Source organism: Janibacter endophyticus (genome assembly GCF_016888335.1).
GTDB lineage: Bacteria > Actinomycetota > Actinomycetes > Actinomycetales > Dermatophilaceae > Marihabitans > Marihabitans endophyticum.
Genome location: NZ_JAFEJG010000004.1, coordinates 252,640 through 277,466, shown reverse-complemented (window position 1 = coordinate 277,466; position 24,827 = coordinate 252,640). Strand labels below are relative to the sequence as shown.

Below are 24,827 nucleotides of genomic sequence, written 5' to 3'. Positions count from 1 at the left end.
ATGAGCGACCTACCCGAGCTGTCCGGCACTGACGTCCACGAGCTCGACCGCGCCCACGTCTTCCACTCGTGGTCGGCGCAGGAGCAGATCGACCCGCTGCCGATCGCGTCGGCGCAAGGGGTGCGGTTCACCGACTACGACGGGCGGGAGTTCCTCGACTTCTCCAGTCAGCTCGTGAACGTCAACATCGGCTACCAGCACCCGCGGCTCGTCGCCGCGATCCAGGAGCAGGCCGGCCGGATGACGACGCTCGCGCCGGGCTTCGCGCAGGACATGCGCTCCGAGGCGGCGCGGATGCTCGCCGAGCGCTCGCCCGGCGACCTCGACCACGTGTTCTTCACCAACGGCGGCGCCGAGGCCAACGAGAACGCGCTCCGCATGGCCCGCATCCACACCGGCCGGCACAAGGTCCTCGCCGCCTACCGCAGCTACCACGGGGCGACGGCCGGGGCCATCGCGCTCACCGGTGACCCTCGACGCTGGGCGAGCGAGCCGGGCATGCCCGGGGTCGTCCGCTACTGGGGGCCGTACCTCTACCGCAGCGCCTTCCACGCGACGAGCGAGGAGCAGGAGTGCGGGCGTGCCCTGCAGCACCTGCGCGACGTCATCGCGGTCGAGGGTCCGGGCACGATCGCGGCGATCATCCTCGAGACCGTCGTCGGCACCAACGGCATCCTCGTGCCGCCGGAGGGCTACCTCGCGGGCGTCCGCGCGATCTGCGACGAGCACGGCATCGTGATGATCGCCGACGAGGTGATGTCCGGCTTCGCCCGCTGCGGCGAGTGGTTCGCGATCCAGCGTTGGGGCGTGACGCCAGACCTCATCACCTTCGCCAAGGGGGTCAACTCAGGCTACGTCCCCCTCGGCGGTGTCCTTGTCTCGCAGGCGATCCGGGAGACCTTCGCCGACCGTCCGTACCCGGGCGGGCTGACGTACCAGGGCCACCCGCTGGCGTGCGCGTCCGCGGTCGCGTCGATGCGGATCTTCGAGGACGAAGGGGTGATCGCCCACTCCGAGCGGGTCGGCGCCGAGGTCATCGGGCCGGGGCTGGCGGAGATCGCCGAGAGGCACCCGTCCGTGGGCGAGGTGCGTGGCATGGCGACGTTCTGGGCCGTCGAGCTGGTCCGCGACCGGGAGACCCGCGAGCCGCTCGTGCCGTACAACGCCTCAGGCGAGGCGGCAGCGCCGATGGCAGCCTTCGGGGCGGCGTGCAAGGAGCGGGGGCTGTGGCCCTTCGTCCACTTCAACCGCACCCACGTCGTGCCGCCGTGCGTCATCAGCGACGACGACGCCCGGGAGGGTCTGGCGATCCTCGACGACGCGCTGAGCGTCGCCGACTCCTACGTCCGCTGACGTGACGGAGCCGGTCGCCACGCCGTTCTCGATGGCGCGGTACTGCGTCACCGACCCGGCGGCCGCGCACCCCGGCAAGGATGCCCTCGTCGTCGTCCACGAGGCGCCGGCCGACGGGCCGCTCGACGCGAGCCGGTGGACCTTCGCCGAGGTCGACCAGGCGGTCGGGGAGTGCGCCCGCCGGCTCGCCGACCTCGGGCTGGACCGCGGCGACCGGGTGCTCCTGCGGATGGGTAACCGGGCGGCCTTCCCCTTCGCCTTCTTCGGTGCGATGGCCGCGGGCCTGGTGGCGGTGCCGACCTCGTCTCAGCTGACCGTCGAGGAGATCGACTGGATCCTCGCCGACTCGGGCGCCCGCGCGGTCGTCCTCGACCCGGCACTGCCGGTGACGATCCCGGACGGGATGCCGGTGCTCCTCGCCGATGACGTCGACGGAGCCCCGGCCCCTGAGGTCACCCCCTTCGCTCCCGTCGAGACCGACCCCGACGCGCCGGCGTTCATGACGTACACCTCCGGCACCACCGGCCGTCCGAAGGGTGTCCTCCACGCGCACCGCTCGGCCTGGGGTCGCCGACCGATGCACGACGGCTGGCACGGGCTGCGCGCGGACGACGTCATGCTCCATGCCGGAGCGCTCAACTGGACGTACACCCTCGGCGTCGGTCTCACCGACCCGTGGGCGAAGGGAGCGACCGCGGTCGTCTACGACGGCCCGCGCGACGGCCTCGTCTGGCCGCGGCTCGTCGCGGCCACGGGGGCGACGATCTTCGCCGCGGTGCCCGGCGTGTACCGGCACCTCCTGCGCCACGGCGACCCCACGACGTGGGACCTCGGCGCGCTGCGGCACGGGCTCGTCGCCGGCGAGGCGCTGCCCCGCACGGTCCTCGAGGGCTGGCAGGAGGCGACGGGGAGGCCGCTCTACGAGTCGCTCGGGATGAGCGAGATCAGCACCTTCGTGAGCACCGGGCCGTCGACCCCGGTGCGTCCGGGGAGCCCCGGGCGGGCCCAGCCGGGGCGCCGGGTCGTCGCGCTCGACCCCGACACGCTCGACCGCGAGGTGGCTCCCGGTGAGCTGGGTCGGCTGGCCGTGCACCGCAGCGACCCCGGGCTGATGCTCGGCTACTGGCAGCGGCCGGAGGCGGACGCGGAGGTCTTCCACGGCGAGTGGTTCGTCAGTGCCGACCTCGTGCGCATCGACGTCGATGGCTATCTCACGTACGAGGGTCGCGCCGACGACGTCATGAACGCCATGGGCTACCGCGTCTCGCCGGCCGAGGTCGAGAGCGTCGTCGCGTCCTGCCCGGGCGTCGCCGAGGTCGCGGTCGTCGCCGTCGACAAGGGCGAAGGGGTGAGCCTGGTGACGGCGGTCGTCGTCCCGGTCGAGGGGACCGACCGGTCGTCGTTGCCCGACGCCGTCCTCGCCCACGCCCGCGAGCACCTGGCCGCGTACAAGTGCCCGCGCGAGGTGCGGGTCGTGGACGCACTCCCGCGCACTGCCAACGGCAAGATCCGCCGCGCCGACCTCCGCTGAGTCAGGCCGCTGCCGGGGTGCGGCGGGTGAGGGTTGGGCATCGCTCGCAGGCCACGTGCCGAGGGGCCAGCGGCGAGCCGGATCGGCGTGGGATGATGGCCTCATGAGCCACGCGAAGATGTCTGCGCCCCCCTCCGGTCCGCACTCCGTCGAGGACATCGGTCACGGTCACAGCACGGCCATGTGGGCCGGCGTCGGGATCGCCTTCCTCGGGTTCCTCCTCGGCACGATCGCCGTCGTCATGCTCAACTGGACGCTGCTCTACGTCGCGATCGGCATCGTGGTGCTCAGCCTGATCGTCGGCCGCGTCCTCTCGCTCATGGGCTACGGCTCGTACACCCGCGAAGAGGTCGACTCCCCGCAGGGCAAGGACTCCCTCGGCATCAAGTAGTCCCGTCGAGGCTCCGTGGCGTCGACCGTGGTCGGTCTCACGACGTCGGGACGTTGTCCTCGACGTCGGCGATCCACCGGCGAGCCTCGGAGTCGCTCGGCATCCGCCAGTCACCGCGTGGCGACAGGGTGCCACCCGGCACGACCTTGGGTCCGTTGGGCAGCGCCGACCGCTTGAACTGGTTGTCGAAGAAGCGCTGCACGAAGACGAGCAGCCACCTCCGGATCGTCGCGAGGTCGTAGGCGACCCGGTCGGCCTCCGAGACCGACGAGGGCCACTCGCCGCGCGCCGCGTCCGCCCACGCCTGCTCGGCGAGGAAGGCGATCTTGCTCGGCCGGTACCCGCGCCGCAGCACGTGGTAGAGCGTGAAGTCCTGCAGCGAGTAGGGCCCGATCTTGTCCTGCGTCGACTGCGGCCGCTCCTCCTTGCTCGGCACGAGCTCGGGTGAGATCTCCGTGCCGAGCACGTCGATGAGCGTCGCCGCCGCGCTCTCCTCGAGCTGCCCGGAGTCGGCGACCCAGCGCACGAGGTGCTGCATGAGGGTCTTGGGCACACCGGCGTTGACGCCGTAGTGCGACATCTGGTCACCGACGCCGTAGGTGCACCAGCCCAGGGCCAGCTCGGAGAGGTCGCCGGTGCCGAGCACGATCCCGCTGCGCTGGTTGGCGATCCGGAAGAGGTAGTCCGTGCGCAGGCCGGCCTGGACGTTCTCGAAGGTGACGTCGAAGACCCCTTCGTCCATGTCGTCCACGGCCGTCCCGGCGGCGGCCGCCTCGCCGAAGGGGTGCCCCATCGCCAGCAGCATCTGCTCGGCCGCGGGCTTGATGTCGAGCTCATCCCAGGTGATCCCGAGGGACTCCATGAGGGCGATCGCGTTGGTCCTGGTGCGGTCCGAGGTCGCGAAGCCGGGCATCGTGATGCCGATGACGTCGGTGCGCGGCCGGTCCAGCCGGTCCATCGCCTTGACCGCGACGAGCAGCGCGTGGGTCGAGTCGAGCCCGCCGCTGACGCCGATGACGATCTTCGGCTGCCAGGTGTCGGACGCGATCGCGCGCAGCCGCTGCTCGAGACCGGAGACCTGGATGTTGTAGGCCTCGTAGCAGTCCTGGGCGAGGCGGGCCTCGTCGTCCGGGACGAAGGGGTAACGGTCGAGGTGCCGCCGCAGCCCGAGGTCCCCGGTGGGCGGGTGGAGGTCGAGGTGGAGGTCGCGGTAGCCGCCCCCGGTGGCGTCGTCACCGATCCCCAGCGCGACGGCGTTGTCGTCGAAGCTGCCCTGCCGCAGCCGCTCCTGGCGCAGCCGGTCGACGTCGACGTCGACGACGGTCCGTCGCGGCCCGGCGGGGAAGCGCTCGGACTCACCGAGCAGGTCGCCCATCTCGTAGACCATCGTCTGGCCGTCCCACGAGAGGTCGGTGCTCGACTCGCCCTCGCTCGCGGCGGCGTAGAGGTAGGCCGCGTTGCAGCGCATCGACGCGGAACGGGTGAGCAGGTGCCGGTCGTCGGCGCGGGCGACGGTGATGGGGGAGGCCGAGAGGTTGAGCAGCACGGTCGCGCCGGCCAGGGCCGCCTCGTGGCTCGGGGGCACCGGCACCCACATGTCCTCGCAGACCTCGGCGTGGACGACGAGGCCGGGCACGTCGTCGACGTGGACGAGCAGGTCGGTGCCGAAGGGGACCCCGTCGAGCGGCCCCGCGTCGTCGCCGGTGAGGTAGCTGGGGCGGAACCACTCGTCGACGACCCCCGCGCCCTCCGCGAAGTGCCGCTTCTCGTAGAACTCGCGGTAGTTGGGCAGGTACGACTTGGGGGCGATGCCGAGGACGCCGCCGCCCTGGATGAGCACGGCGCAGTTGTAGAGCCGGTTGCGGTGACGCAGGGGAGCGCCCACGGCGATGAGCGGCCGCAGGTCCTCGGTCGCGGCGGCGAGGCGAAGGATCGCCTGCTCGACGTCGCGCAGCAGCACGTCCTGGAGCAGGAGGTCGTCGATGGCGTAGCCGGTGAGTCCGAGCTCGGGGAAGACGGCTACCGACACCCCGTCGTCGTGGAGCTCGCGCACGATGCCCACGGTCGCGTCGGCGTTGGCGAAGGGGTCCGCCTGGGTGACCGGGAGGGTGCAGGCGGCGACCCGGGCGAAGCCGTGCCGGTAGAGGTTGCGGAAGTCGCGGGCGTCGTCGGCGCTCATGGACGTCACCCTATGGCCCCGCCTGGCGCACGGGCGGAGCTCAGGGCCCGGCTCAGGAGTTCTGTTCGGGTCAGAGCCGCCCCGTCGTCGCCCCGCTCGAGGTCGCGAGGGGTCGGACACGATCGGCCCGGCCCTCAGCCCTGCCGGGAGCGGAGGATCGCCATGCGATCCGATCTTCTACGACGGTGGGCGGGCCGTCTCCGGCCTCGCGGCGTCCCTCACGATGTCGGTCCTGCTCGCGGGCACAGCGGCGAGCGTCCTGCAGTCGGGGGTCCCGCCGCTGGTGCTCTGAGGGTCAGCGGTCCTTGCGCGACGCTGTCGCGATCTCGGTGAGCAGCTCGACCGCCCGGACCGCGGCCGGGTTGGAGCGCGCTCCCGGGGCCGTGAGCGCCACGATGTCTCGCGTCGGGCTGGGGCTGGTCAGCCGCAGCCGGCGCACGCTCGTCGGTACCCGCGTGCGGCTCGCGAGCTGGGGGATGACGGCGACGCCGACGCCGGCGGCGACGAAGGCGGTGGCCGTGTAGTGGTCCTGCGCCTCGACGGTGTAGCGCGGGCGGAAGCCGGCGGCCGCGCAGGCGCGGGCGATGAGGCTCTCGGTGATCCCGGCGGAGATGTCGCTGCTGATCCACGACTCCTCGGCGAGCTCGATCATCGGGACCGAGCGTCGGCCCGCGAGCCGGTGGCCGGCGGGTACGAGGGCGACGAAGGGGTCGCGCACGAGTCGTCGCATCCCGTAGCCCGGGCGGAGCGTCTCGCGGGGGTCGTCGGGCATGACGTCGAGGTCGACGGGCGGGGACTCGCCGGGCGGGTAGCCCTCGGTGAGGACCATCTCGAGGACGAGGCCGGGCATCTCGGCCTGGAGCTTCTTGGCCAGCGTGGGCATCCACAGCGAGCCGGCCGAGGCGAAGTAGCCGATGGACAGCGAGCCGGTGCTGCCCTCGCGCAGGTCGGTGACGACCGAGTCGAGACGCTTGACCTCGGCCATGAGCCGCTCGCTCTCGGCGGCAAGGGTCCGGGCGGCCGCGGTGGGCTCGATCCCGCGCCCGTGGCGCTCGAAGAGTGTGAGGCCGGTCTCCTTCTGCAACGCCGTCATGTGCTGACTGACTGCGCTGCCGGACATCCCGAGGTGATCGGCCGCAGCGTTGATGGAGCCAGAGGCCACGACGGACAAGAAGATCCGCAGCCGATGGATGTCGATCACGCCCAGAACATATCAGTAGTACTTAATGATCGCTAAGAAACAGCAACTTGTGGTTAGTAGATGAAGGCGCAACCATAGAGGTCATGACGAACTGGCTGAACACCCTCATGACCCGCCGCGACCCCTCGACCCGCCACCTCGGTGCCGGCATGGACGCCGACATGCTCCGCATGGCGCACGAGCTCTCCCTCATGGAGCAGGGCGCCACGAAGACCGAGCGCCTCGAGCTGCTCCGCTCCTCCTCGCGCGCCAAGAAGTCCGCGCAGGACGACTTCCAGCTGGCCCGTCGCTCCGACCGCTACGTCCCGGTCGTGACGCACACCCGCTGAGCCTCCCCCTTCGGGAACCTCCCTCCCCGCCGGCCGCCTCAGCCCGACCGGCACGACGAAGGCCCGCACCCCTCGCAGGGTGCGGGCCTTCGTCGTCCCTCGTCAGGCGGTGCTCGAAGCGTCCCGCGTCATCACGGCGGCGCGTCCCGCCTCGAGCCGGGCGACCGGCACGCGGAAGGGGGAGCAGCTGACGTAGTCGAGCCCGGTCCGGTGGAAGAAGTGGATCGACTCGGGGTCGCCGCCGTGCTCACCGCAGACGCCGGTCTTGAGGTTCTCCTTGACGCTGCGCCCACCCTCGACGCCGATCTCGACGAGGCGGCCCACGCCGTACTCGTCGAGCGTCTCGAAGGGGGAGATCGTCAGGACGCCGTTGTCGAAGTAGGCCGGGAAGAACTCGGTCTCGACGTCGTCGCGGCTGAAGCCCCACGTGGTCTGGGTGAGGTCGTTCGTGCCGAAGGAGAAGAAGTCGGCGGCATGGGCGATCCGGCGGGCGGTGAGGGCCGCGCGCGGGAGCTCGATCATGCAGCCGATCGGCACGTCGAGCGCCTCGCCGGAGGTCTTGCCGATCTCGGCGAGGATCTCCTCGGCCTCGCCCCGGACGAGGTAGAGCTCACGGACCGACCCGATGAGCGGGACCATGATCTCCGGCTGCGGGTCCTTGCCCTGCTTGCGCAGCTCGACGACGGCCTCGCCGATCGCCCGGATCTGCAGCGCGAAGAGCCCCGGGAAGCGCAGGCCGAGGCGGACCCCGCGCAGGCCGAGCATGGGGTTCTGCTCGTGGGTCCGGCGCACCGCCTCGAGGAGCACCTTGGCGCGCTCCAGCTCGGGCCCGCTCTCGCCGCGCTCCTCGGCGAGCGCCACCTCGACCGAGAGGTCGGTGATGTTCGGGAGGAACTCGTGGAGCGGCGGGTCGATGAGGCGGATCGTCGTCGGCAGCCCGTCCATCGCGGCGAGCAGCTCGATGAAGTCGGCGCGCTGCAGCGGGAGCAGCTCGTCGAAGGCGGCCTGACGGTCCTCGTCGGTCTCGGCGACGATGACGGCCTCGATGTTCTTGCGGCGGTCGCCGAGGAACTGGTGCTCCGTGCGGCACAGACCGATGCCTTCCGCGCCGCGGGCGCGGGCGCGCTCGGCGTCCTCGCCGGTGTCGGCGTTGGCGCGCACCCGCAGGCGACGACGGTCGTCGGCGTGGGTGAGCAGCCGGTGGACGGCGTCGAGGAGCTCGTCGGTCTCGACGTCACCGTCGGACGCGGCCTTGGCCGCCTCGAGCCCGTCGGAGATGTAGGTCATGACGGGGGAGTCGACGACGGGGACGTCGCCGAGGAAGACCTCGCCGCTCTTGCCGTCGATGGCGATGACGTCGCCCTCGTTGATGACCCGCTCGCCGACGCGGATCTGCTTGTGCGCGACGTCGACGACGAGGTCGTCGGCGCCGACGACGGCGCACATGCCCATGCCGCGGGCGACGACGGCCGCGTGCGAGGTCTTGCCGCCACGGGCGGTGAGCACGCCGACGGCGGCGATCATGCCCGGGAGGTCCTCGGGCGAGGTCTCGCGGCGGACGAGGATGACGTCGTGGCCGTCGGCCTTGCGGCTCGTCGCGGACTCGTTGTCGAAGGCGACCTCGCCGACGGCGGCGCCGGGGGAGGCGCCCATGCCGGTCGCGAGGAGGACGCGCTCGGCCTCGGGGTCGAACTGCGGGAAGAGCAGCTGGTTGAGCTGCTCGCCGGTGACCCGCTCGAGCGCCTCGTCCATCGTGATGAGGGCCTCGTCGACGAGCTGCGTCGCGACGCGGAAGGCGGCAGCGGGCGTGCGCTTGCCGACGCGCGTCTGGAGCATCCACAGGTGACCGCGCTCGATGGTGAACTCGATGTCGCACAGGTCGCGGTAGTGGGTCTCGAGGCGCCGCATCGCGCTGCGGAGCTCGCGGTAGGCCGACTTGTCGAGCTTCTCGAGCTCGGCGAGGGGCAGGGTGTTGCGGATGCCCGCGACGACGTCCTCACCCTGCGCGTTGGCGAGGTAGTCGCCGTACACGCCGGAGTGGCCGGAGGAGGGGTCACGGGTGAAGCAGACGCCGGTGCCAGAGGCGTCGGCGAGGTTGCCGAAGACCATCGCCTGGACGTTCACGGCGGTGCCGAGGTCGTCCGGGATGCGCTCGCGGCGGCGGTAGAGCCGGGCGCGCTCGGTGTTCCAGGAGCGGAAGACCGCCTCGATGGCCATGTCGAGCTGCTTGCGGGGGCTCTGCGGGAAGGGCGTGCCCGTCTTGCGCTCGACGATCTCCTTGTACTCCTTGACGAGGGCCTTGAGCTGCTCGGCGTCGAGGTCGATGTCGGCGGTGACGCCGGCGGCCTCCTTGCGGGCGTCGAGCGCGTCGGAGAAGAGGTCGGAGTCGATGTCGAGCACGGTCTTGCCGAACATCTGGATGAGGCGGCGGTAGGAGTCCCACGCGAAGCGCTCGTCGCCGGCGAAGTCCGCGAGCGGGCCGACGGTGTCGTCGTTGAGGCCGACGTTGAGGACGGTCTCCATCATGCCGGGCATGGAGAACTTCGCGCCGGAGCGCACGGAGAGCAGCAGCGGCTCCTCGGAGTCACCGAGGTGCCGGCCGATCTGGTCCTCGACGTCGCGGACGCTGCGGGTGACCTCGACACGGACCTCGGGCGGGACCTTGCCCTCCGAGAGGTAGGCGCGGCAGGCATTGGTGGAGATGGTGAAGCCGGGGGGCACGGGCAGGCCGAGCTTGACCATCTCGGCAAGGTTCGCCCCCTTGCCACCGAGGAGATCCTTCTGGTCCCGGTCGCCCTCGCTGAACATGTACACGTACTGCTGCTGCGTCATCGCTGCTCCTCGTCCTGGCGCGTCGGTGCGCCCGCGGGTCCGTGGGTCCATCGTCGCACCGTCACGCCCGGGCGTGTCGTCGGGGTTCCCGTGAGCGGTACGGCCGGGACGAAGGGGTGAGCCGGCCACCCCTTCGCCCGGCCTCAGGGGATGCCGAGGTCGGTGAGGGCGTCGCCGGCGAGGCGGTTGGTCGTCCACTCGTCCATCGGGACGGCGCCGAGGGAGCGGTAGAAGGCGATCGAGGGGGCGTTCCAGTCGAGGACGGTCCACTCGAGGCGGCGGTAGCCGCGCTCGACGCAGACCCGGGCCAGGGTCGCGAGGAGCGCCTTGCCGAGTCCCGTCCCCCGTTGCGAAGGGGTGACGTACAGGTCCTCTAGCCAGATGCCGTTGGTCCCGGTCCAGGTGGAGAAGCTGAGGAACCAGATCGCGATGCCGACGACCTCGCCGTCGACCTCGCCGACGTGACCGAAGACCGTCGGGTCCCCCTGCGCCGGGAACATCGTCGACCGGAACGACTCCTCGGTCGCCTCGACCGCGTCGGGCTCGCGCTCGTACTCGGCGAGCTCACGGACGAGTCGGAGGATGGCGGGGACGTCGTCGGGCGTCGCCTCGCGGATGTGCTGGCTCATGCACCCAGGCTCTCAGCCCGGGCGTCGCGTCGGTGCAGCAGCACCGAGAGCCCGAGGATCGCCAGCCCGGCGAGGGCGAGCAGCGAGCCGACCGCGCTCGGCGCGCGCCAGCCCCAGCCCGCGGCGATGACCGCGCCGCCGAGCCAGGCACCGACGGCGTTGGCGATGTTGAGCGCCGCGTGGTTGCCGGCGGCCCCGAGCGTGCGGGCCGGGCCGGCGACGGACATGAGGCGCAGCTGGAGCGCGAGGACGAAGACCGACGCGCTCGCCGACGCGAGGAAGACGGCCGCCGAGACGAGGACGACCGACCCGGCGGAGAGCGCGACGAGGACGAGGCTCGCCGCGAGCGAGAGGGCAGTCCCGACGACGCTGCGCAGGACCGAGCGGTCGACGAGCCGCCCGCCGACGATCGTGCCGATGACGCTCGCGATGCCGAAGACGAGGAGGAAGACGGGCACGGTCGACGCGGCGACCCCGGTCTCGTGACGCAGCATCGGCGAGATGTAGCTGTACATCGAGAACATGCCGCCGAAGCCGATCGCCCCGACGAGCAGGGTGAGCCAGAGCTGCGCGGAGCGGAAGGCGGCCAGCTCGGTACGGGCGCTCGCCCCTTCGTCGGCCTCGAGGCGGGGCACGGCCGTGAGCACGAGCGCGACCGTGGCGACCCCGACGACGACGACGGCCCAGTAGGCGCTGCGCCAGCCGAGCTGCTGCCCGAGCCAGGTCGCGGTGGGGACTCCGACGACGGTGGCGAGCGGGATGCCGAGCATCACCTGGCTCACCGCGCGCCCGCCGCGGCCCGGGGCGGCCAGGTCGACGGCGACGATCGAGGCGACGGCGAAGAAGGCGCCGTGGGGGATCCCGGCGAGGAAGCGAGCCGCGGAGAGCAACGCGTAGCTGCCGGCCAGGGCGCTCGCCGCGTTGCCGAGGACGAAGAGCGCCATGAGCGCGACGAGCATCGCCCGTCGCGGCACCCGGGTCCCGAGGACGGCGATCGTCGGGGCGCCGACGACGACACCGAGCGCATAGGCGCTGATCGTGTGCCCGGCCGCGGGGATGCTCACGTCGATGCCCTCGGCGATCTCGGGGAGCAGGCCCATCGTGACGAACTCGGTCGTGCCGATCCCGAAGCCGCCGAGGACGAGCGCGACCATCGCCGCCGCGGTGCGACGGGGCGTCAGGAGGGGCGAAGGGGGTCCGCCGGGCGATGTGGGCACCGGGAGATTGTGGACCCGGCATGGGTAATTCTCCCCATCGACGTCCTCGTCGGACCTCCCTAGCGTGGGGCTCGCGCCGCAGGGGGGGCGCATCGTGCGAGGCGGGGCCGCAGGGGGCCCCGCCTCGTGTCGTCTGTGCCAGCATGGCGAGCATGTCCTACATCGCAGGGGGACCCAACGGTCCGAACGTCCCACCGCCGCCCGGTCAGGGTCCGGGCAGCGGTCCGTACGGCTACCCGGAGCAGCCCGGTCAGCCGAACCCGTACGGCAGCGCACCGCCCGGCGCCCCGAAGCGGAGCGGCCTGTCGAAGGTCGTCATCGGCGTGCTCGTCGCATCGGTGCTGCTCCTCCTGCTGTGCTGCGGCGGCGCCGCGCTGCTCCTGAGGAGCGACGACGGCGACCCGGCAGAGACCCCGACGACGTCGTCGAGCGCGACGACCGAGCCGACGTCCGAGACGACGAGCGGGACTGCCGGGGGCGCGAGCACTCTGCCGGAGGAGTTCGACGGCTGGCAGAAGGTCGAGGCACCTACCGGCGTGCCGGCGGGTGGCGGGGAGCTCGGGGCCTACGAGAAGGACGGGGAGCGCCTCTCGATCGTCCTGCTGAACGACCTGCCCGGCATGACGGAGGGCTTGCAGAGCCTGTGGTCGGAGGAGGAGACGGTCGGTGACGCACTGTGCGGGACCCACCAGCAGCTGACCCAGTGCGCCCGGACGGAGGGTGGTCAGGTGATCCTCGCCACGGGCGATGCGCCGCCCGCGGAGGTGGCTGCCGCACTCGAGGCCTTCATCGCCGAACGCTGATCCTCGCTGCCGACGGCCCGCGCCCGTGGGGTGCGGGCCGTCGTCGTGTCACCGCAGGAGCAACGCTGTGGGTGACCCGGCCGGCCACGCACCGATGAGCGTGCCGGCCTGCGCTCCCCGCCACCGCACCCGGGTCACCCGGTGTGCGCGCTCGCACGCCACCCAGACGTCGTCCCCGTCGAGGAACAGGTCGCGTGGCCACTCGCCGTGAGCGGGCACCTCGGTGATCGGGCTGAGCGTGCCCGTGGCATGGTCGAGACGCAGCAGCGAGACCCGGTCGGCGCCCCGGTTGCCGAGCGCGATGACATCGCCCTCGAGCCGGATCGCCGAGGGCAGGTTGCCGACGTCCGGGTCGCTCGAGCCCACCGGGTCGAAGGGGTGGAGGAGCGTCGACGTCGTGCCGACGGCGCTCCAGCCAGAGGGAGAGCCATCGTCACGCCGGCCGACCCACAGCTCGCTGCTCAGCTCGCCGACGACGACCATGAGGTCGCCGGTCAGGACGAGGTGGCGGGGCCCGAAGCCCGGCGGCATCGTCACCGCATCCCGCTCCGGCGGCCCGATCTCGTTGCCGCGCACCGGGATCCGGTGCACGACATCGGCGCCGAGGTCGGGGACGAGCAGCTCGTCGGTGGTCTCGTCGAAGACGACCTGGTGGGGGTGCGAGCCGTCCTGCCGGTCGGCCTGCGGGCCGAGGGGGCGGCCGGAGAGGTCGATCGTCGTGACGACCTCGCCCGGTCGTCCATCGTCGAGGCCGAGCGCGGTGACCGTGCCGGGGCCGTAGTGCGCGACGGCCAGGAGGGTGGGCGAGAGCACCGCCGCGTGGCAGGGCCACCCGCTGCCCGTGGGCTGGCCGGCGCCGCTCTCTCCGTCGTCCCCGACCCGGGTGACGAGCCCGGGGTCGGCCTCGCTCACGGCGAGGACGCCCGTCCCGACGTCGACGAGCCAGCTCGGCGACGGTACGTCGAGGTCGACCGGCTCGGGAGCCGAGGCGCCCGGGGGGAGGCGGCTCACCCCTTCGCCCTGGCCCATCTCGCCCGTGTAGCTGCCGATCCACAGGGTGCGGTCTCTGCCGGTGTCGATGCTCACGATCCCGACGGTAGCCACAGCCGGCCACCTACGCTGACGGGCATGGCCACCCCCTTCGTCACCACCACGCGCGACGGCGGCGTCGCGACCGTCCGGCTCAACCGCCCCGACAAGCTCAACGCGCTGACCCTCGGCATGCTCGACGGTCTCGTCGGCGCGGCCCGCGAGCTCGGCCGGGACCGCTCGCTGCGTGCGGTCATCCTTGCGGGAGAAGGCGACTCGTTCTGCGCCGGCCTCGACTTCGGGTCGGTCCTCAAGGACCCGGCGGGGATTGGCAAGGCCTTCGTGCCGCGGCCGTGGCGGGGGACCAACACCTTCCAGGAGGCGTGCTGGGCCTACCGACGGCTGCCCGTGCCGGTCGTCGCCGCGGTGCACGGCAACTGTCTCGGTGGCGGGGTGCAGATCGCCCTCGGTGCCGACTTCCGGATCACCGCGCCCGACGCCCGCTGGTCGGTCCTCGAGAGCCGCTGGGGTCTCATCCCCGACATGAGCGGCATCCAGTCGCTCTCCGAGCAGGTCGGGATGGACGTCGCGAAGAAGCTGACGATGACCGGGCAGGTGCTCGACGGCGAGGAGGCCGTGCGGATCGGCCTCGCGACCGAGGCGACCATCGACCCGCACGAGCGGGCCCAGGCCTTCGTCGACGAGCTGCTGACCCGTAGCCCCGACTCGCTCGCGGCGGCCAAGCGGCTCTTCAACGGGACGTGGCACCGCGGCCCGCGGAGGACCTTCGCCCGGGAGCGGGTCGAGCAGCTCAGCCTGCTCGTCGCGGCGAACACCAAGCGTGCGCGGGAGGCCTCCTTCGGCAAGAAGGAGCCGCAGTACGCCGACCGGGGGCGCCGCCTCATCCCGTGATGCGGCGCCCGCTGCAGCGCGCCGCCGCAGTTGTGACCGCTGAGTAGCATCGGCCGCATGCCCACCACGCACGACGTCGTCGTCATCGGAGCCGGCCCCGGCGGTCTCGCCGCCGCGGCGGCCTGCCAGCGCGAGGGACGCCGGGTCGTCGTCCTCGAGAAGGCCGACGCCGTCGGCCACGCCTGGCGCCACCACTACGACCGGCTGCACCTGCACACCCCCGCGCGGCTCTCGAGCCTGCCCGGGCTGCGGATCCCCCGTCGCTACGGCCGCTGGATCGGCCGGCAGCACGTCGTCGACTACCTCGAGCAGTACGCCCGCCACCACCAGATCGACGTGCGCACCGGCGTGAACGTCGACCGGGTGGACCCGGGCGAAGGGCCCACGGGGCGGTGGGTGGTCCGCACCTCCGAGGGCGAGCTGGCCGCGGAGCACGTCGTCGTCGCGACCGGCTACAACCACACCCCGGCCGAGCCGACGTGGCCCGGGATGGAGGGCTTCACCGGTGGGGTGGTCCATGCCAAGGACTACCGCAACGGCGCACCGTACTCGGGGCGCGCGGTGCTCGTCGTCGGCATCGGGAACACCGGCGCAGAGATCGCGACCGACCTGCACGAGCACGGCGTCGCCCAGGTGTGGATCGCCGTCCGGACGCCCCCGCACATCCTGCGTCGTTCCTCGCTCGGCACCTCCGCCCAGCTCAAGGGCATCCTCGTCCGGCACCTGCCGACGGCGGTCGTCGACCCGGTCGCGCGGCTCCAGGCCGCGACATCCGGCGCGGTGCCGTCGTGCCTGTCCCGGCGATCGCGTCCTTCGAGGGCGCGGACGTCGTTCTCGTCGACGGGCGACGGCTGCAGCCCGACGTCGTGCTCCTCGCGACCGGCTACCGGCAGGGGCTCGAGCCGCTCGTCGGTCACCTCGGCGTCCTCGGTGCCGACGGCCGCCCGGTCGTGCATGGCGCGGTGAACCCCGCGGGCGCGGCCGGCCTGTGGTTCACCGGCTTCACCAACCCGATCTCGGGCATGTTCCGCGAGCTGGCGATCGATGCGCGCCGGATCGCCGCGGCGATCGCCGACCCGGGACGGGCGCGGCGTCGTCGGCGCAGCGTCGCCGCCGGCGCCGTGGGGGTCTCGGCCGCTGCGGCCACGCTCGTCCGGGCGCGTCGGCGCAGCTAGCCGGAGAGGCGCACGTCGCGGCCCGAGAGCTGGACCGCGAATCCCTTGTCCTGCACCGAGATCGAGCGCAGCCGCGTACCCTCCGGCAGCCCCTGCACGGTGTGCCGCACGGTGATGAGGTCCTCGGCGGCGCCCGACACGCGCGAGGAGAGCCAGTCCGGGCCGAGGTCCACGGTGCGGGGCTGGATCACCAGCCGCCCGTCCTCGACCCGCACCGAGCCCGTGCCGGAGACCGTGACGTCGCGTCCCGCGATGCTGGTCGTCCGGGTGACTCGCACCCGGTTGCCGCCGGCGTCGGCCAGAGTCACCCCTGCGCCGATCTGCTCGGCCGCCGTGGCGAAGGGCAGGGTCGCCCGGACCTCGAGCGTCTCGGCGCGGACCCCGTCGACCCCCACGCGCACGCCGGTGCCCTCGGCGTCGACGTCGTGCAGCGGGCCGTCGGGCGTCTCGACGAGTTCGGTCGCGAGGTCTGCCCGGGCGAACCAGGTCTCGTCCTCGCCGAGGTCGCTGGGTCGGGTCGGCGTCGGGGGCACCCCTGCGGGGAGGGGAGCCGGCTCGCTCTGGTCGCCCACCGTCGGCAACGACAGGACGAGGAGGGCGACAGCGACCCCGATCGCGACGAGGGTGCCGAGGACGCCCAGCCCGACGTCACGCCAGCGCACCCGCCCTCGGGCTGCGACCTCTCTCATGGGCCCAGTGTGCGGCCTCGCACACCCGGGAAGCGGGCCGTCGGGCGGCCAGGCTGGGAGGATCGTGGGATGAGCAGCCCGTACCTGCCGTCGCCCGCCCTCCCGCCCGGCCTCACCGCGCGAGCACCGGGACCGGAGGATGTGCGCGGCCTGGCTGCCCTCGCGACCGCCGCCAAGCAGGCCGTCGCCGGGTCGGGCTCGGTCGGCGAGGACGAGGTCGCGATGGAGGTCGCCGGGCCGGGGTCGTGGACCCGGCGCCAGCTCGTCGTCCTCGCCGAGCACGGCCCGGCCCCGCTCGCCTGGGTGCGTGTGCACGACCGCGCCGGCGGCCGCACGAACGTCGACCTCACCGTCGCCCCGGACCTGCCCGGCGGAGATGCCGTCGCGGAGGCCCTGCTCGCCTGGGCGGCCGAGGCTGGTGTCGAGGTGGCCGGGCTGCGCGGGCTCGGCGGCACCCAGCTCCACGTGAGCGTCCACGCCGACGACGCGGACCTCCAGCGCCGGCTCGCTGCCGCCGGCTTCGAGCAGACCCGGACCTGGCTGCAGATGAGCCGTCCCGTGACGTCGGCCGACGCCGACCTGCCCGGTCCGCGTGAGGGCGTCGTCGTGCGCCGCGTCGCCACCCACGAGGACGGGATGCCGGTCGCCAAGGACCTCCAGACCGTGCACCGGATGCTCGAGGAGTCCTTCGCGGACCACTTCAACTCCTACCGAGAGTCCTTCCCCGAGTTCCTGACCCGGCAGCGCGAGGTGACCGGGCACCGGTGGGACCACTGGTGGATCGCCGAGATCACCGTCGACGACGCCCCGGCGGGCAGCGACGGCTGGGTCCCGGGCGGCGCGGTCGTCTCGTCGGTGCTCCCGCCCGACGCCGACGGGCTCGCCGGCAGCTACATCGACTACATCGGGGTGCATCGCCTCTCGCGCGGGCGCGGGGTCGCAAAGGCGTTGCTGCGCACCGTGATCCGCGATGCCCTCGACCGCGGACGCAACCGGGTCGCGCTCGAGGTCGACGCCGACAGCCCCACCGGCGCCGACGGTCTCTACACCTCGATGGGGTGGGTCACCCGCTACGAGACCCAGTCCTGGCACAAGCCGGTCGAGGTCTACGGCGTGGACGCCCCTGTCCCCGAGGCGCGCCCGATCGAGGGCTGACGCTCCCCCCTTCGCCCGACTCCGGCAGGTCGCCCTCCCCGAGGGGACCTGCCGGGCGCCAGGTCAGGCGGTCTCGATGGTGAAGCCGAAGCGGCGCAGCCGCGCGATGAGGTGGTCGCCGAGGGCCACCGCGGGGGTGAGCACGCCGCCCTCGCCGTCGAGCTCGTCCCCGGCGAGGCTCAGCGTGGCCTGGCCGAGCATGATCGCCGTGCCGTTGTAGCCCGGGTCGTACGGGGCCGCGACAGTCGTACGCACCTCGGTGCCCGAGGTGGTCTGCGCGACGACCTCCATGGCGAAGCGACCCTTGGCCCGGTCCTCGGCGCTCGGACCCTCGCCCGGGGCCGGGAGGGCCTTGTCGAGCAGCGTGCGGGTGGGGCCGAAGGACATGCCCGCGACGAGGCCGAGGAGCCCGGCGGTCATGCCGGTCGCCATGACCGGGGCCTTGAGCGAGCGCCCGAAGTCGGTGACCTCCTGGTAGCGGAAGCCGCGCCCGTAGGCATAGCCGAGCAGGGCGTTGGAGCGGCGGACGACGCGGGTGTTGTACGACGCCATGACGAAGGGGCCCGTCCAGCTGCCGTCGTCGGCGCGCCGGACGGGGAGTGCCTTGGTGATCTTTGCCAGCGGGCCGGAGGGGCGCGGCGGGGTGTCGGCGGGCAGCCCCTCGCGGCCGCTCGGCTCGGCGGACCGGTCGGGGGACAGGCCGTAGGGGTCGGCGACGGCGCGGCGGGCCACCTTGTCCTCGCGGGCCATGATCGCCTGCTGGCGCATCGAGTCGATGGTGCCGCCGCTCAGGCCGCCCTTGAGCCGCCGGACGAAGAGGGTGGTGCTCAGCAGCTCGCCGTGGCCGCGCTCCTTGGCCGCCTCGGCGGTCGCGAGGACTCCGAGGTCGGAGGGGATGGAGTCGAAGCCGCACGAGGGGACGATCTTGGCCCCGGTGCTCTGGGCGACCTCGTGGAAGGCGTCGGCGGCGTCACGGACGAAGAGCAGCTCGCCGGTGAGGTCGCAGTAGTGGGTACCCGCCTCGGCGCACGCGCGGACGACCTCGCGGCCGTAGCGGACGTAGGGGCCGACGGTCGTCGCGACGACCTTGGTGCGGGCGGCGAGCTCGTCCCAGGCGGCGCCGTCACCGGCGTCGATGACAACGCGCTCCCAGCCCGCAGCAGCCCCGCCGAGGCGGTCGGCGACGGAGTCGAGCTTGGCGCGCGAGCGCCCGGCGAGGGCGACGCGGAGCCCCTCGGGGGCGTGGTCGCGCAGGTGTGCGGCGGTGAGCTCGCCGACGAATCCGGTCGCGCCGAAGAGGACGACGTCGAGGTCACGGGGGGTCTGAGGCATGTCTTGACCCTACGCGCCGACGAAGGGGGGCGGCCAAGCCACCGAGGGGGCGCTCGAGCGAGTACAACGGGGAGGGCACGGCGTCCGACCCGATCCTGCGGGTCGCGACGAACCCCGACGAAAGACGGAGGCTGACCATGACTCTCCCCAACGACGAGACGGTCCCCACGGACGAGGCGCTCGGCGGCGTCCCCACGACGGCTGCGGACGGTGACGCGGGCGCCGATGGCGGCGCGGACGGCGGTGCCGATGGTGGCGCCGGTGACGCCGGCGCGGACGGTGGTGCTGACGGCGGGGCCGGTGACGCCGGCGCGGACGGTGGTGCTGACGGCGGGGCCGGTGGCGACGCGGGTGCTGATGGTGGTGCCGACGGCGGGGCCGGTGGCGACGCGGGTGCCGACGGTGGTGCCGACGGTGGCGCCGGCCCGGTCGGCGACGCGGGTGCTGATGGTGGTGCCGACGGTGGCGCCGACCCCGCGAGCGGCGGGGCGGCCCCCGTCGAGCGCGGTCTCTGACCGGGCGTGACCGCACGCTGGGGCCAGGCCGGTCACCCGACCGGCCTGGCCCGACTCGTCCCCGACCGGGACACCTTCGCGCAGCGCTGGGGCGAGGCGCCACTGCTCGTCCGCGCGGCCGAGCGACCCGCTGCCGCTCACGGCGCGGCGTTCGACGACGTCCTCGACAACGCCGCCGTCGACGAGCTGCTCTCGCAGCGCGGCCTGCGCGTCCCCTTCGTCCGGGTCGCCAAGGGCGGCCGCACGCTGCCCGATCGCGCCTTCACCCGCGCAGCCGGCGTCGGCGCGACGATCGGCGACCAGGTCGCCGACGACGAGCTGCTCCGCCTCTTCGCCGACGGGCACACGATCGTGCTCCAGGCGCTGCACCGGACCTGGGAGCCGGTCCGCCGGCTCGTCGCCGAGCTCTCCGACGACCTCGGGCACCCCGTGCAGGCCAACGCCTACGTCACCCCGGCGCAGAGCACCGGCTTCTCTGCCCACTACGACGTGCACGACGTCTTCGTCGTGCAGATCTCGGGCGAGAAGCACTGGCGCATCCACGCCCCGGTCCACGATCACCCGCTGCGCTCGCAGCCGTGGGGGGAGCGCGCCGATGCCGTTGCGGCACAAGCCGATCGGGCGCCGCACCTGGAGGCGACCCTGGCGCCCGGCGACGTCCTCTACCTGCCGCGGGGCTGGCTGCACGCGGCGACCGCGCGCGGTGGCGTGAGCACCCACCTCACCCTCGGCATCCACACCTGGCACGGCGAGCACGTCCTCGACGAGGTCATCGGGTCGCTCCGCGCGGGGCTGCTCGACGACGTGTCGTCCCGGCGCTCGCTGCCCCTCGGGGTCGACCTGGCCGACCCCGCCACGTACGCCGGGCGCGTCGACGAGGTCCGTGACGCGCTCCGCTCCGCGCTCGACCAGCTCGACGAGCAGGTCGTCGCCGACCGGCTCTCCGCCCGCGGGCGCAGCGGCCGGGCCGCCCCCGTCTCGCCCGTCCGCTCCGTCGAGGCGCTCGCCGCCCTCGAGGCCGATCCCTCCGGGTGGCGGATCGACCTGCGGGAGCACCTCGGCGCCGAGGTCCGCGACGGCGTGCTCCGCAGCCGGCTCGGTCGGCTGACGGTCGCCGAGGCGGATCGGCCCGCGGTCGTCCGGCTCCTCGCCGATGGTTCGCTCGACGCCGCCGACATCGGCGCCGATCTCGCCCGCCGCCTCGTCGTCGCGGGGCTCGCGACGCCGAGGCCCCCGGCCACCCCTTCGCCCTCGGTGCCCTCGTAGGGTCGGTGGCGATGACCACGCACCATGACTCCCGCTGGCGGTGCTCGATCGCGGCCGCCGAGCGTGCTGACGCGCCGATCGGCACGGCGGTGCCCGCGCCTCGCTGGATGCTCGTCGGCCACCCCGGCCCGTGGACCGACAAGGCCGCCACGACGCCCCCCGTGCTCGACGTGCGACCACCGCTCGTCCGCGCGCTCGACGCCGTCCAGGCGCGCCTGCAGCTCATCCGCCCCCACGGCCGGGTCGACGACTTCGTCGCGCCGTGGCCGGTCTACCTCGTCGACTCGACGAACGGCCGCGTGGCTCGCCACGAGTGGTCCGAGCCGGCCGATCTCGTGGCCCTCGCCGAGCGCTTCGAGGAGCTCTGCGCGGCCGCGCCGGAGGTGTGCACCGACCCCGTGATCCTCGTCTGCTGCCACGGGAAGAAGGACCCCTGCTGCGCCGTCGAGGGCCGCCTCGTCGCCCGGGTCCTCGACGACGTCCTGCCCGGATCGGTCTGGGAGACAACGCATCTCGGCGGCGACCGCTTCGCCGGCAACGTCGCGATCCTCCCCGAGGGCTCCATGTACGGACGGCTCGACGGCACCTCAGCGCCCGACGTCGTCATCGCCCACCTCGACGGCGCGGTCGACCTTACCCGCTGGCGCGGCCGGACGGTCTGGGATGCCCCCGAGCAGGTGGGTGTCCACGACGTCATGGCGGGCCAAGGGGTGAGCCTGGCGCAGGTCGAGGCGGTCACCGCCGAACCGGCCGGGGAGGGGGAGTGGACGGTCCGGGTCACGGCTGCCGGTCACACCTACGAGCGCCGGGTGGCGCGGTCCTTCAGCGAGCCGCGTCGGCTGACGTGCGGGCTCGACCTCAAGGTCATGGCGCAGTGGTCCGTGCTCGGGTGACCTGAGACCGAGACTCAGCCGTCGGTGGGCTGGTCCCCGAGCGGCCGGACCGATACTCCCCCTGCGCCGCAGGTCCGGCCCTCCTCGGCGGGCTCGGCGACCCGGCCCGCGTTGATCACCGAGATCCGGTCCATGCTCGGACGCCCCTCGATGATCGCGCGGTACTGGTAGCGGGTCAGCGTGCCGGCCTGGCAGCCCTCGTCGAAGGTCAGCAGGTCGAAGCTGCTCGGCTGCCCGACGAGCTCCTCGTCGGCCGGGTCGAGCCGGAAGTGAGACAGCGTCCCTCCGCCGGTGAAGGTCCCGAGCGCGACCCGGCTGCCGTCAAGGCCGGGATGGTGGCCGTGGCCGTGCACCCGGATGCGCCCCGGCGCACCGTCGACCGCGGGGGCCTCGTGGCTGAGCATGAGGTCGGGCGGGGCCGCCTCGCCGAGCGCCTCGACCCACCGGTCACGGGCCTCGCTCTGGGCGTCGGTCGTGCCGTCGTCGGAGTCGCCGTAGTACCGGGGGTCGTTGAATCCGGCCAGACGCAGCCCGTCGACCTCGATCTCGCGGTACGTGCCGTCGCTCGGTTCGGGCAGGTAGACGTTGTCGACCTCGGCGAGCTCGTCGAGCAGGGCGGTGTCGGTCGGGGAGGACGCGTCGTGGTTGCCGCGGACGAAGACGTACGGGACCTCGAGCGACTCGATGCCGCGGGCGAGGCGCGAGAGCCGCAGCTCCTCGACCCGGCCGAGGTTGATGAGGTCCCCGGTGTCGACGACGAGATCGACACTCTGCTCCTCGACGACGGTGCGCATCAGCGCGTACTGGTTCGAGGAGTGGATGTCGGAGACGAGCATGACCGTCAGCGCGTCCTGCGTCGTGGAGGTCGCCGGGGCGTACTCCGAGCGCAGTGCCGAGGAGAGCGCGAGGAGGTTGCGCAGGTACGGGGTCGCCTGGCCGGCGCGGGTCTCGACGTCGGCGAAGATCGTCCGGTTGTCCGCGGCGAGGCGCAGCAGCCCGGTGGCCTCGAGCTCGGTGAAGCGCTCGGCACGGTAGGTCTGCTGGGCGCCGAGCCCGCTCACCGCGCAGGTCACCACCCAGGCGACCCCGGTCGCCGCGATCGCTCGCACCGTCGGCCGACGGTGGCGCCACAGCGCGTACCCGACGAGCGGGAGACCAGCCGCGAGGACCGACCCCCCGACGAAGCGCACGGCCACCCCCTTCGCCGCCTCCGCGATGACCCGCTCTCGCTCTGCCTGGCTGACGACGAGCTTGGTCGTGCTGACGTCGCCGCCCGAGACGACGTCGGAGATCTCCGGACGGACCTGCGGCGAGACCTCGATGCCCGGCGCGAGCCCGGTGAAGCGGGCAGACGCGCCGCCGACGATCGTCTCGACGCCGATGGACGAGCGGTCCGACCACGACGGGGAGAGGCGCACGTCGGCGGTGTAGTAGTCGGTGCTCACCGTCGTCGGCACGACGACCGTCGCGACGATGCCGCCGAGCGTGGCGAGGACGACGACGGCGGCCGCGAGGAGGGCTCGGGTCGCCGCGGCGCGGAGCCGGCCGAGATGAGACATCTCCGCGATCGTAGGCGGGGCGGCGGACCGATCGGGTGGGGCGCCTGGTCGAGATCGGTTACCCGCGGGTAGGCTCATCTGCCATGGACGCAGATGTCATCGTCGTGGGTCATGGCCTCGCCGGCCTGGTCGCCACCGCAGAGCTCACCGACGCGGGCCGCCGCGTGATCCTCGTCGACCAGGAGTCCGAGGCCAACATCGGCGGCCAGGCGCACTGGTCCTTCGGCGGCCTGCTCTTCGTCAACAGCCCCGAGCAGCGCCGGATGGGCATCACGGACAGCCACGAGCTGGCGATGCGTGACTGGATGGGGACCGCCGGCTTCGACCGCGACGAGGACCACTGGCCGCGCCGCTGGGCCGAGGCGTACGTCGACTTCGCCGCCGGGGAGAAGCGCTCCTGGCTGCACCAGCAGGGCATGCGCTGGTTCCCGATCGTCGGCTGGGCCGAGCGCGGCGACGGCACGGCCGACGGCCACGGCAACTCCGTCCCGCGCTTCCACATCACCTGGGGTACCGGACCGGGCGTGGCCGCCCCCTTCGTCGAGCGGGTCGCGAAGGCTAAGGAGTCGGGTCTGGTCACCTACGCCCACCGCCACCGCGTCGACGAGATCGTCACCGAGGATGGCGCGGTCGTCGGCGTCCGAGGGACCGTGCTCGCGCCCGACCACCACCCGCGCGGTGAGGCGAGCAACCGTGACCGGGTGGGCGACTTCGAGCTGCGCGCCGACGCCGTGCTCGTCGCGAGCGGCGGCATCGGCGGCAACCACGACCTCGTCCGGGAGAACTGGCCGGAGCGACTCGGGGGCGCACCCCGACGGATGATCACCGGCGTACCGGCCTACGTCGACGGTCGGATGATCGCGATCACCGAGGAGGCGGGTGGCCGGATCATCAACCGCGACCGCATGTGGCACTACGTCGAGGGGGTGCGCAACTGGGACCCGATCTGGCCCGGCCACGCGATCCGCATCCTCCCCGGCCCGAGCTCGATGTGGTTCGACGCGGAGGGCAAGCGGCTCCCCGCCCCGCTCTTCCCCGGCTACGACACCCTCGGCACGCTGAAGCACCTTCGTCAGACCGGGCACGACCACTCGTGGTTCATCACGAACCGGACCATCGCGGGCAAGGAGTTCGCCCTCTCCGGCTCGGAGCAGAACCTCGACCTCACCGACAAGGACCTCCGGGCCGTGGCCCGCCGGCCGGTCACGCCCGTGTACCCGTCGGTCCAGGCCTTCATGGACAAGGGCGTCGACTGGGTCACCGCCGACACCGTCGAGGAGCTCGTCGCGAAGATGAACGCGCTGCGCGAGGACGACGACCCCGAGCTCGACGCCACCGAGATCGCCCGACAGATCGACGCGCGCGACGGCCAGCTCGACAACGCCTTCAGCAAGGACGCGCAGCTCGCGGCGATGGAGGTCGCCGGGCGCTACCGCGGCGACAAGCTGAGCAAGCGCGCCTTCCCGCCGCACAAGATCACCGACCCCAAGCGCGGGCCGCTCGTCGGCGTCAAGCTGCACATCCTCTCGCGCAAGACCCTCGGCGGCTTCGAGACCGACCTGTCGGCGCGGGTGCTCGGCCACGACGGCCGGCCGGTCAAGGGGCTCTTCGCCGCGGGCGAGGCCGCGGGCTTCGGCGGCGGTGGCGTGCACGGCTACCGGGCGCTCGAGGGGACATTCCTCGGTGGGTGCATCTTCTCCGGCCGCACGGCCGGTCGGGCGATGGCCGGAGAGCTCGCCGACTGACCGTCACCGACCCCGGTCCCGCCGGGTCGAGGTGATCGCGACCGCCTGGACGTGCGCTGCTCCCTCGACCCGGGGCGGGGCTGCCGTCGTCC

Annotated in this window: 22 protein-coding genes; 13 read left to right on the top strand and 9 right to left on the bottom strand. The window is 73.1% G+C overall.

Translation table 11 applies throughout. The annotated features are described in order from the left end of the window. The 3 genes from JNO54_RS01350 (at position 1) to JNO54_RS01340 (ending at position 3,275) form a co-directional block, all read left to right on the top strand. Entirely contained in the window at positions 1-1,353 is a 1,353-nt protein-coding gene (locus JNO54_RS01350; protein ID WP_204142275.1) for an aspartate aminotransferase family protein, read from the top strand. Position 1,354: 1 nt separating this feature from the next. After that, a complete protein-coding gene (locus JNO54_RS01345; protein WP_307817998.1) occupies positions 1,355-2,884 on the top strand; it encodes an acetate--CoA ligase in 1,530 nt (509 codons plus the stop codon). 103 nt (positions 2,885-2,987) lie between these two features. Beyond that, positions 2,988-3,275: an HGxxPAAW family protein gene (locus JNO54_RS01340; protein WP_204142274.1), complete on the top strand. Its 288-nt coding sequence runs from the start codon at positions 2,988-2,990 to the stop codon at positions 3,273-3,275. Between the two features lie 37 nt (positions 3,276-3,312). Here JNO54_RS01340 and JNO54_RS01335 read toward each other — a convergent pair whose 3' ends face one another. Both JNO54_RS01335 and JNO54_RS01330 read right to left on the bottom strand, forming a co-directional pair. Further along, on the bottom strand, positions 3,313-5,454 hold the full coding sequence (locus JNO54_RS01335) for an NAD(+) synthase (protein WP_204142273.1): 2,142 nt from the start codon (positions 5,452-5,454) through the stop codon (positions 3,313-3,315). Positions 5,455-5,749: 295 nt separating this feature from the next. Then, positions 5,750-6,655 (bottom strand): LysR family transcriptional regulator, encoded by a 906-nt coding sequence (locus JNO54_RS01330; RefSeq protein ID WP_204142272.1) that lies wholly within the window; start codon positions 6,653-6,655, stop codon positions 5,750-5,752. An 83-nt stretch (positions 6,656-6,738) separates the two neighbouring features. Between JNO54_RS01330 and JNO54_RS01325 the strand changes: the two genes are divergently transcribed. Then, entirely contained in the window at positions 6,739-6,984 is a 246-nt protein-coding gene (locus JNO54_RS01325) for a hypothetical protein (RefSeq protein ID WP_204142271.1), read from the top strand. Positions 6,985-7,086: 102 nt separating this feature from the next. Here JNO54_RS01325 and ppdK read toward each other — a convergent pair whose 3' ends face one another. From ppdK to JNO54_RS01310, 3 genes are all read right to left on the bottom strand, one after another. Further along, entirely contained in the window at positions 7,087-9,816 is a 2,730-nt protein-coding gene (gene ppdK / locus JNO54_RS01320) for a pyruvate, phosphate dikinase (protein ID WP_204142270.1), read from the bottom strand. A 143-nt stretch (positions 9,817-9,959) separates the two neighbouring features. Next, positions 9,960-10,445, bottom strand: a complete 486-nt coding sequence (locus tag JNO54_RS01315) for a GNAT family N-acetyltransferase (RefSeq protein WP_204142269.1) — start codon at positions 10,443-10,445, stop codon at positions 9,960-9,962. After that, positions 10,442-11,662: an MFS transporter gene (locus tag JNO54_RS01310; RefSeq protein ID WP_307817997.1), complete on the bottom strand. Its 1,221-nt coding sequence runs from the start codon at positions 11,660-11,662 to the stop codon at positions 10,442-10,444. The genes JNO54_RS01315 and JNO54_RS01310 overlap by 4 nt, the downstream gene beginning before the upstream one ends. A gap of 152 nt (positions 11,663-11,814) precedes the next feature. Here JNO54_RS01310 and JNO54_RS01305 point away from each other — a divergent pair, with 152 nt between their 5' ends. After that, positions 11,815-12,465, top strand: a complete 651-nt coding sequence (locus JNO54_RS01305) for a hypothetical protein (RefSeq protein ID WP_204142268.1) — start codon at positions 11,815-11,817, stop codon at positions 12,463-12,465. A 48-nt stretch (positions 12,466-12,513) separates the two neighbouring features. Here the strand turns inward: JNO54_RS01305 and JNO54_RS01300 are convergent, their stop codons facing one another. Then, positions 12,514-13,551, bottom strand: coding sequence for a lactonase family protein (locus tag JNO54_RS01300; protein WP_204142267.1), 1,038 nt, complete (start codon positions 13,549-13,551; stop codon positions 12,514-12,516). A 42-nt stretch (positions 13,552-13,593) separates the two neighbouring features. Between JNO54_RS01300 and JNO54_RS01295 the strand changes: the two genes are divergently transcribed. The 3 genes from JNO54_RS01295 to JNO54_RS14300 are packed head-to-tail and all read left to right on the top strand — an operon-like array spanning position 13,594 to position 15,581. After that, positions 13,594-14,406 (top strand): crotonase/enoyl-CoA hydratase family protein, encoded by an 813-nt coding sequence (locus tag JNO54_RS01295; RefSeq protein ID WP_204142266.1) that lies wholly within the window; start codon positions 13,594-13,596, stop codon positions 14,404-14,406. A 57-nt stretch (positions 14,407-14,463) separates the two neighbouring features. Then, the gene (locus JNO54_RS01290) at positions 14,464-15,372 is read left to right on the top strand and encodes a flavin-containing monooxygenase (RefSeq protein ID WP_233703140.1); all 909 of its coding nucleotides are present in this window, start codon (positions 14,464-14,466) and stop codon (positions 15,370-15,372) included. Next, a complete protein-coding gene (locus JNO54_RS14300; RefSeq protein WP_233703138.1) occupies positions 15,369-15,581 on the top strand; it encodes a hypothetical protein in 213 nt (70 codons plus the stop codon). Before JNO54_RS01290 ends, JNO54_RS14300 begins: the two co-directional genes overlap by 4 nt. Here JNO54_RS14300 and JNO54_RS01285 read toward each other — a convergent pair. Beyond that, positions 15,578-16,270, bottom strand: a complete 693-nt coding sequence (locus JNO54_RS01285; RefSeq protein ID WP_204142265.1) for an LmeA family phospholipid-binding protein — start codon at positions 16,268-16,270, stop codon at positions 15,578-15,580. The genes JNO54_RS14300 and JNO54_RS01285 overlap by 4 nt on opposite strands. 69 nt (positions 16,271-16,339) lie before the next feature. Between JNO54_RS01285 and JNO54_RS01280 the strand changes: the two genes are divergently transcribed. Next, entirely contained in the window at positions 16,340-17,425 is a 1,086-nt protein-coding gene (locus tag JNO54_RS01280) for a GNAT family N-acetyltransferase (RefSeq protein WP_204142264.1), read from the top strand. 63 nt (positions 17,426-17,488) lie between these two features. Here the strand turns inward: JNO54_RS01280 and JNO54_RS01275 are convergent, their stop codons facing one another. After that, positions 17,489-18,757 (bottom strand): saccharopine dehydrogenase family protein, encoded by a 1,269-nt coding sequence (locus JNO54_RS01275; RefSeq protein WP_204142263.1) that lies wholly within the window; start codon positions 18,755-18,757, stop codon positions 17,489-17,491. A gap of 137 nt (positions 18,758-18,894) precedes the next feature. Between JNO54_RS01275 and JNO54_RS01270 the strand changes: the two genes are divergently transcribed. The 3 genes from JNO54_RS01270 to JNO54_RS01260 are packed head-to-tail and all read left to right on the top strand — an operon-like array spanning position 18,895 to position 21,431. Continuing rightward, positions 18,895-19,272, top strand: a complete 378-nt coding sequence (locus tag JNO54_RS01270) for a hypothetical protein (RefSeq protein ID WP_204142262.1) — start codon at positions 18,895-18,897, stop codon at positions 19,270-19,272. A gap of 6 nt (positions 19,273-19,278) precedes the next feature. Then, the gene (locus JNO54_RS01265) at positions 19,279-20,538 is read left to right on the top strand and encodes a cupin domain-containing protein (protein WP_204142261.1); all 1,260 of its coding nucleotides are present in this window, start codon (positions 19,279-19,281) and stop codon (positions 20,536-20,538) included. An 11-nt stretch (positions 20,539-20,549) separates the two neighbouring features. Beyond that, on the top strand, positions 20,550-21,431 hold the full coding sequence (locus JNO54_RS01260; protein ID WP_204142260.1) for a ferredoxin family protein: 882 nt from the start codon (positions 20,550-20,552) through the stop codon (positions 21,429-21,431). 14 nt (positions 21,432-21,445) lie between these two features. Here JNO54_RS01260 and JNO54_RS01255 read toward each other — a convergent pair whose 3' ends face one another. After that, the gene (locus tag JNO54_RS01255; protein WP_204142259.1) at positions 21,446-22,990 is read right to left on the bottom strand and encodes a metallophosphoesterase family protein; all 1,545 of its coding nucleotides are present in this window, start codon (positions 22,988-22,990) and stop codon (positions 21,446-21,448) included. 83 nt (positions 22,991-23,073) lie between these two features. On the opposite strand from JNO54_RS01255, the gene JNO54_RS01250 reads away from it, so the two are divergent. After that, complete coding sequence (locus tag JNO54_RS01250; RefSeq protein ID WP_204142258.1) at positions 23,074-24,735, top strand: FAD-binding dehydrogenase; 1,662 nt, start codon at positions 23,074-23,076, stop codon at positions 24,733-24,735. Positions 24,736-24,827 lie beyond the last annotated feature (92 nt).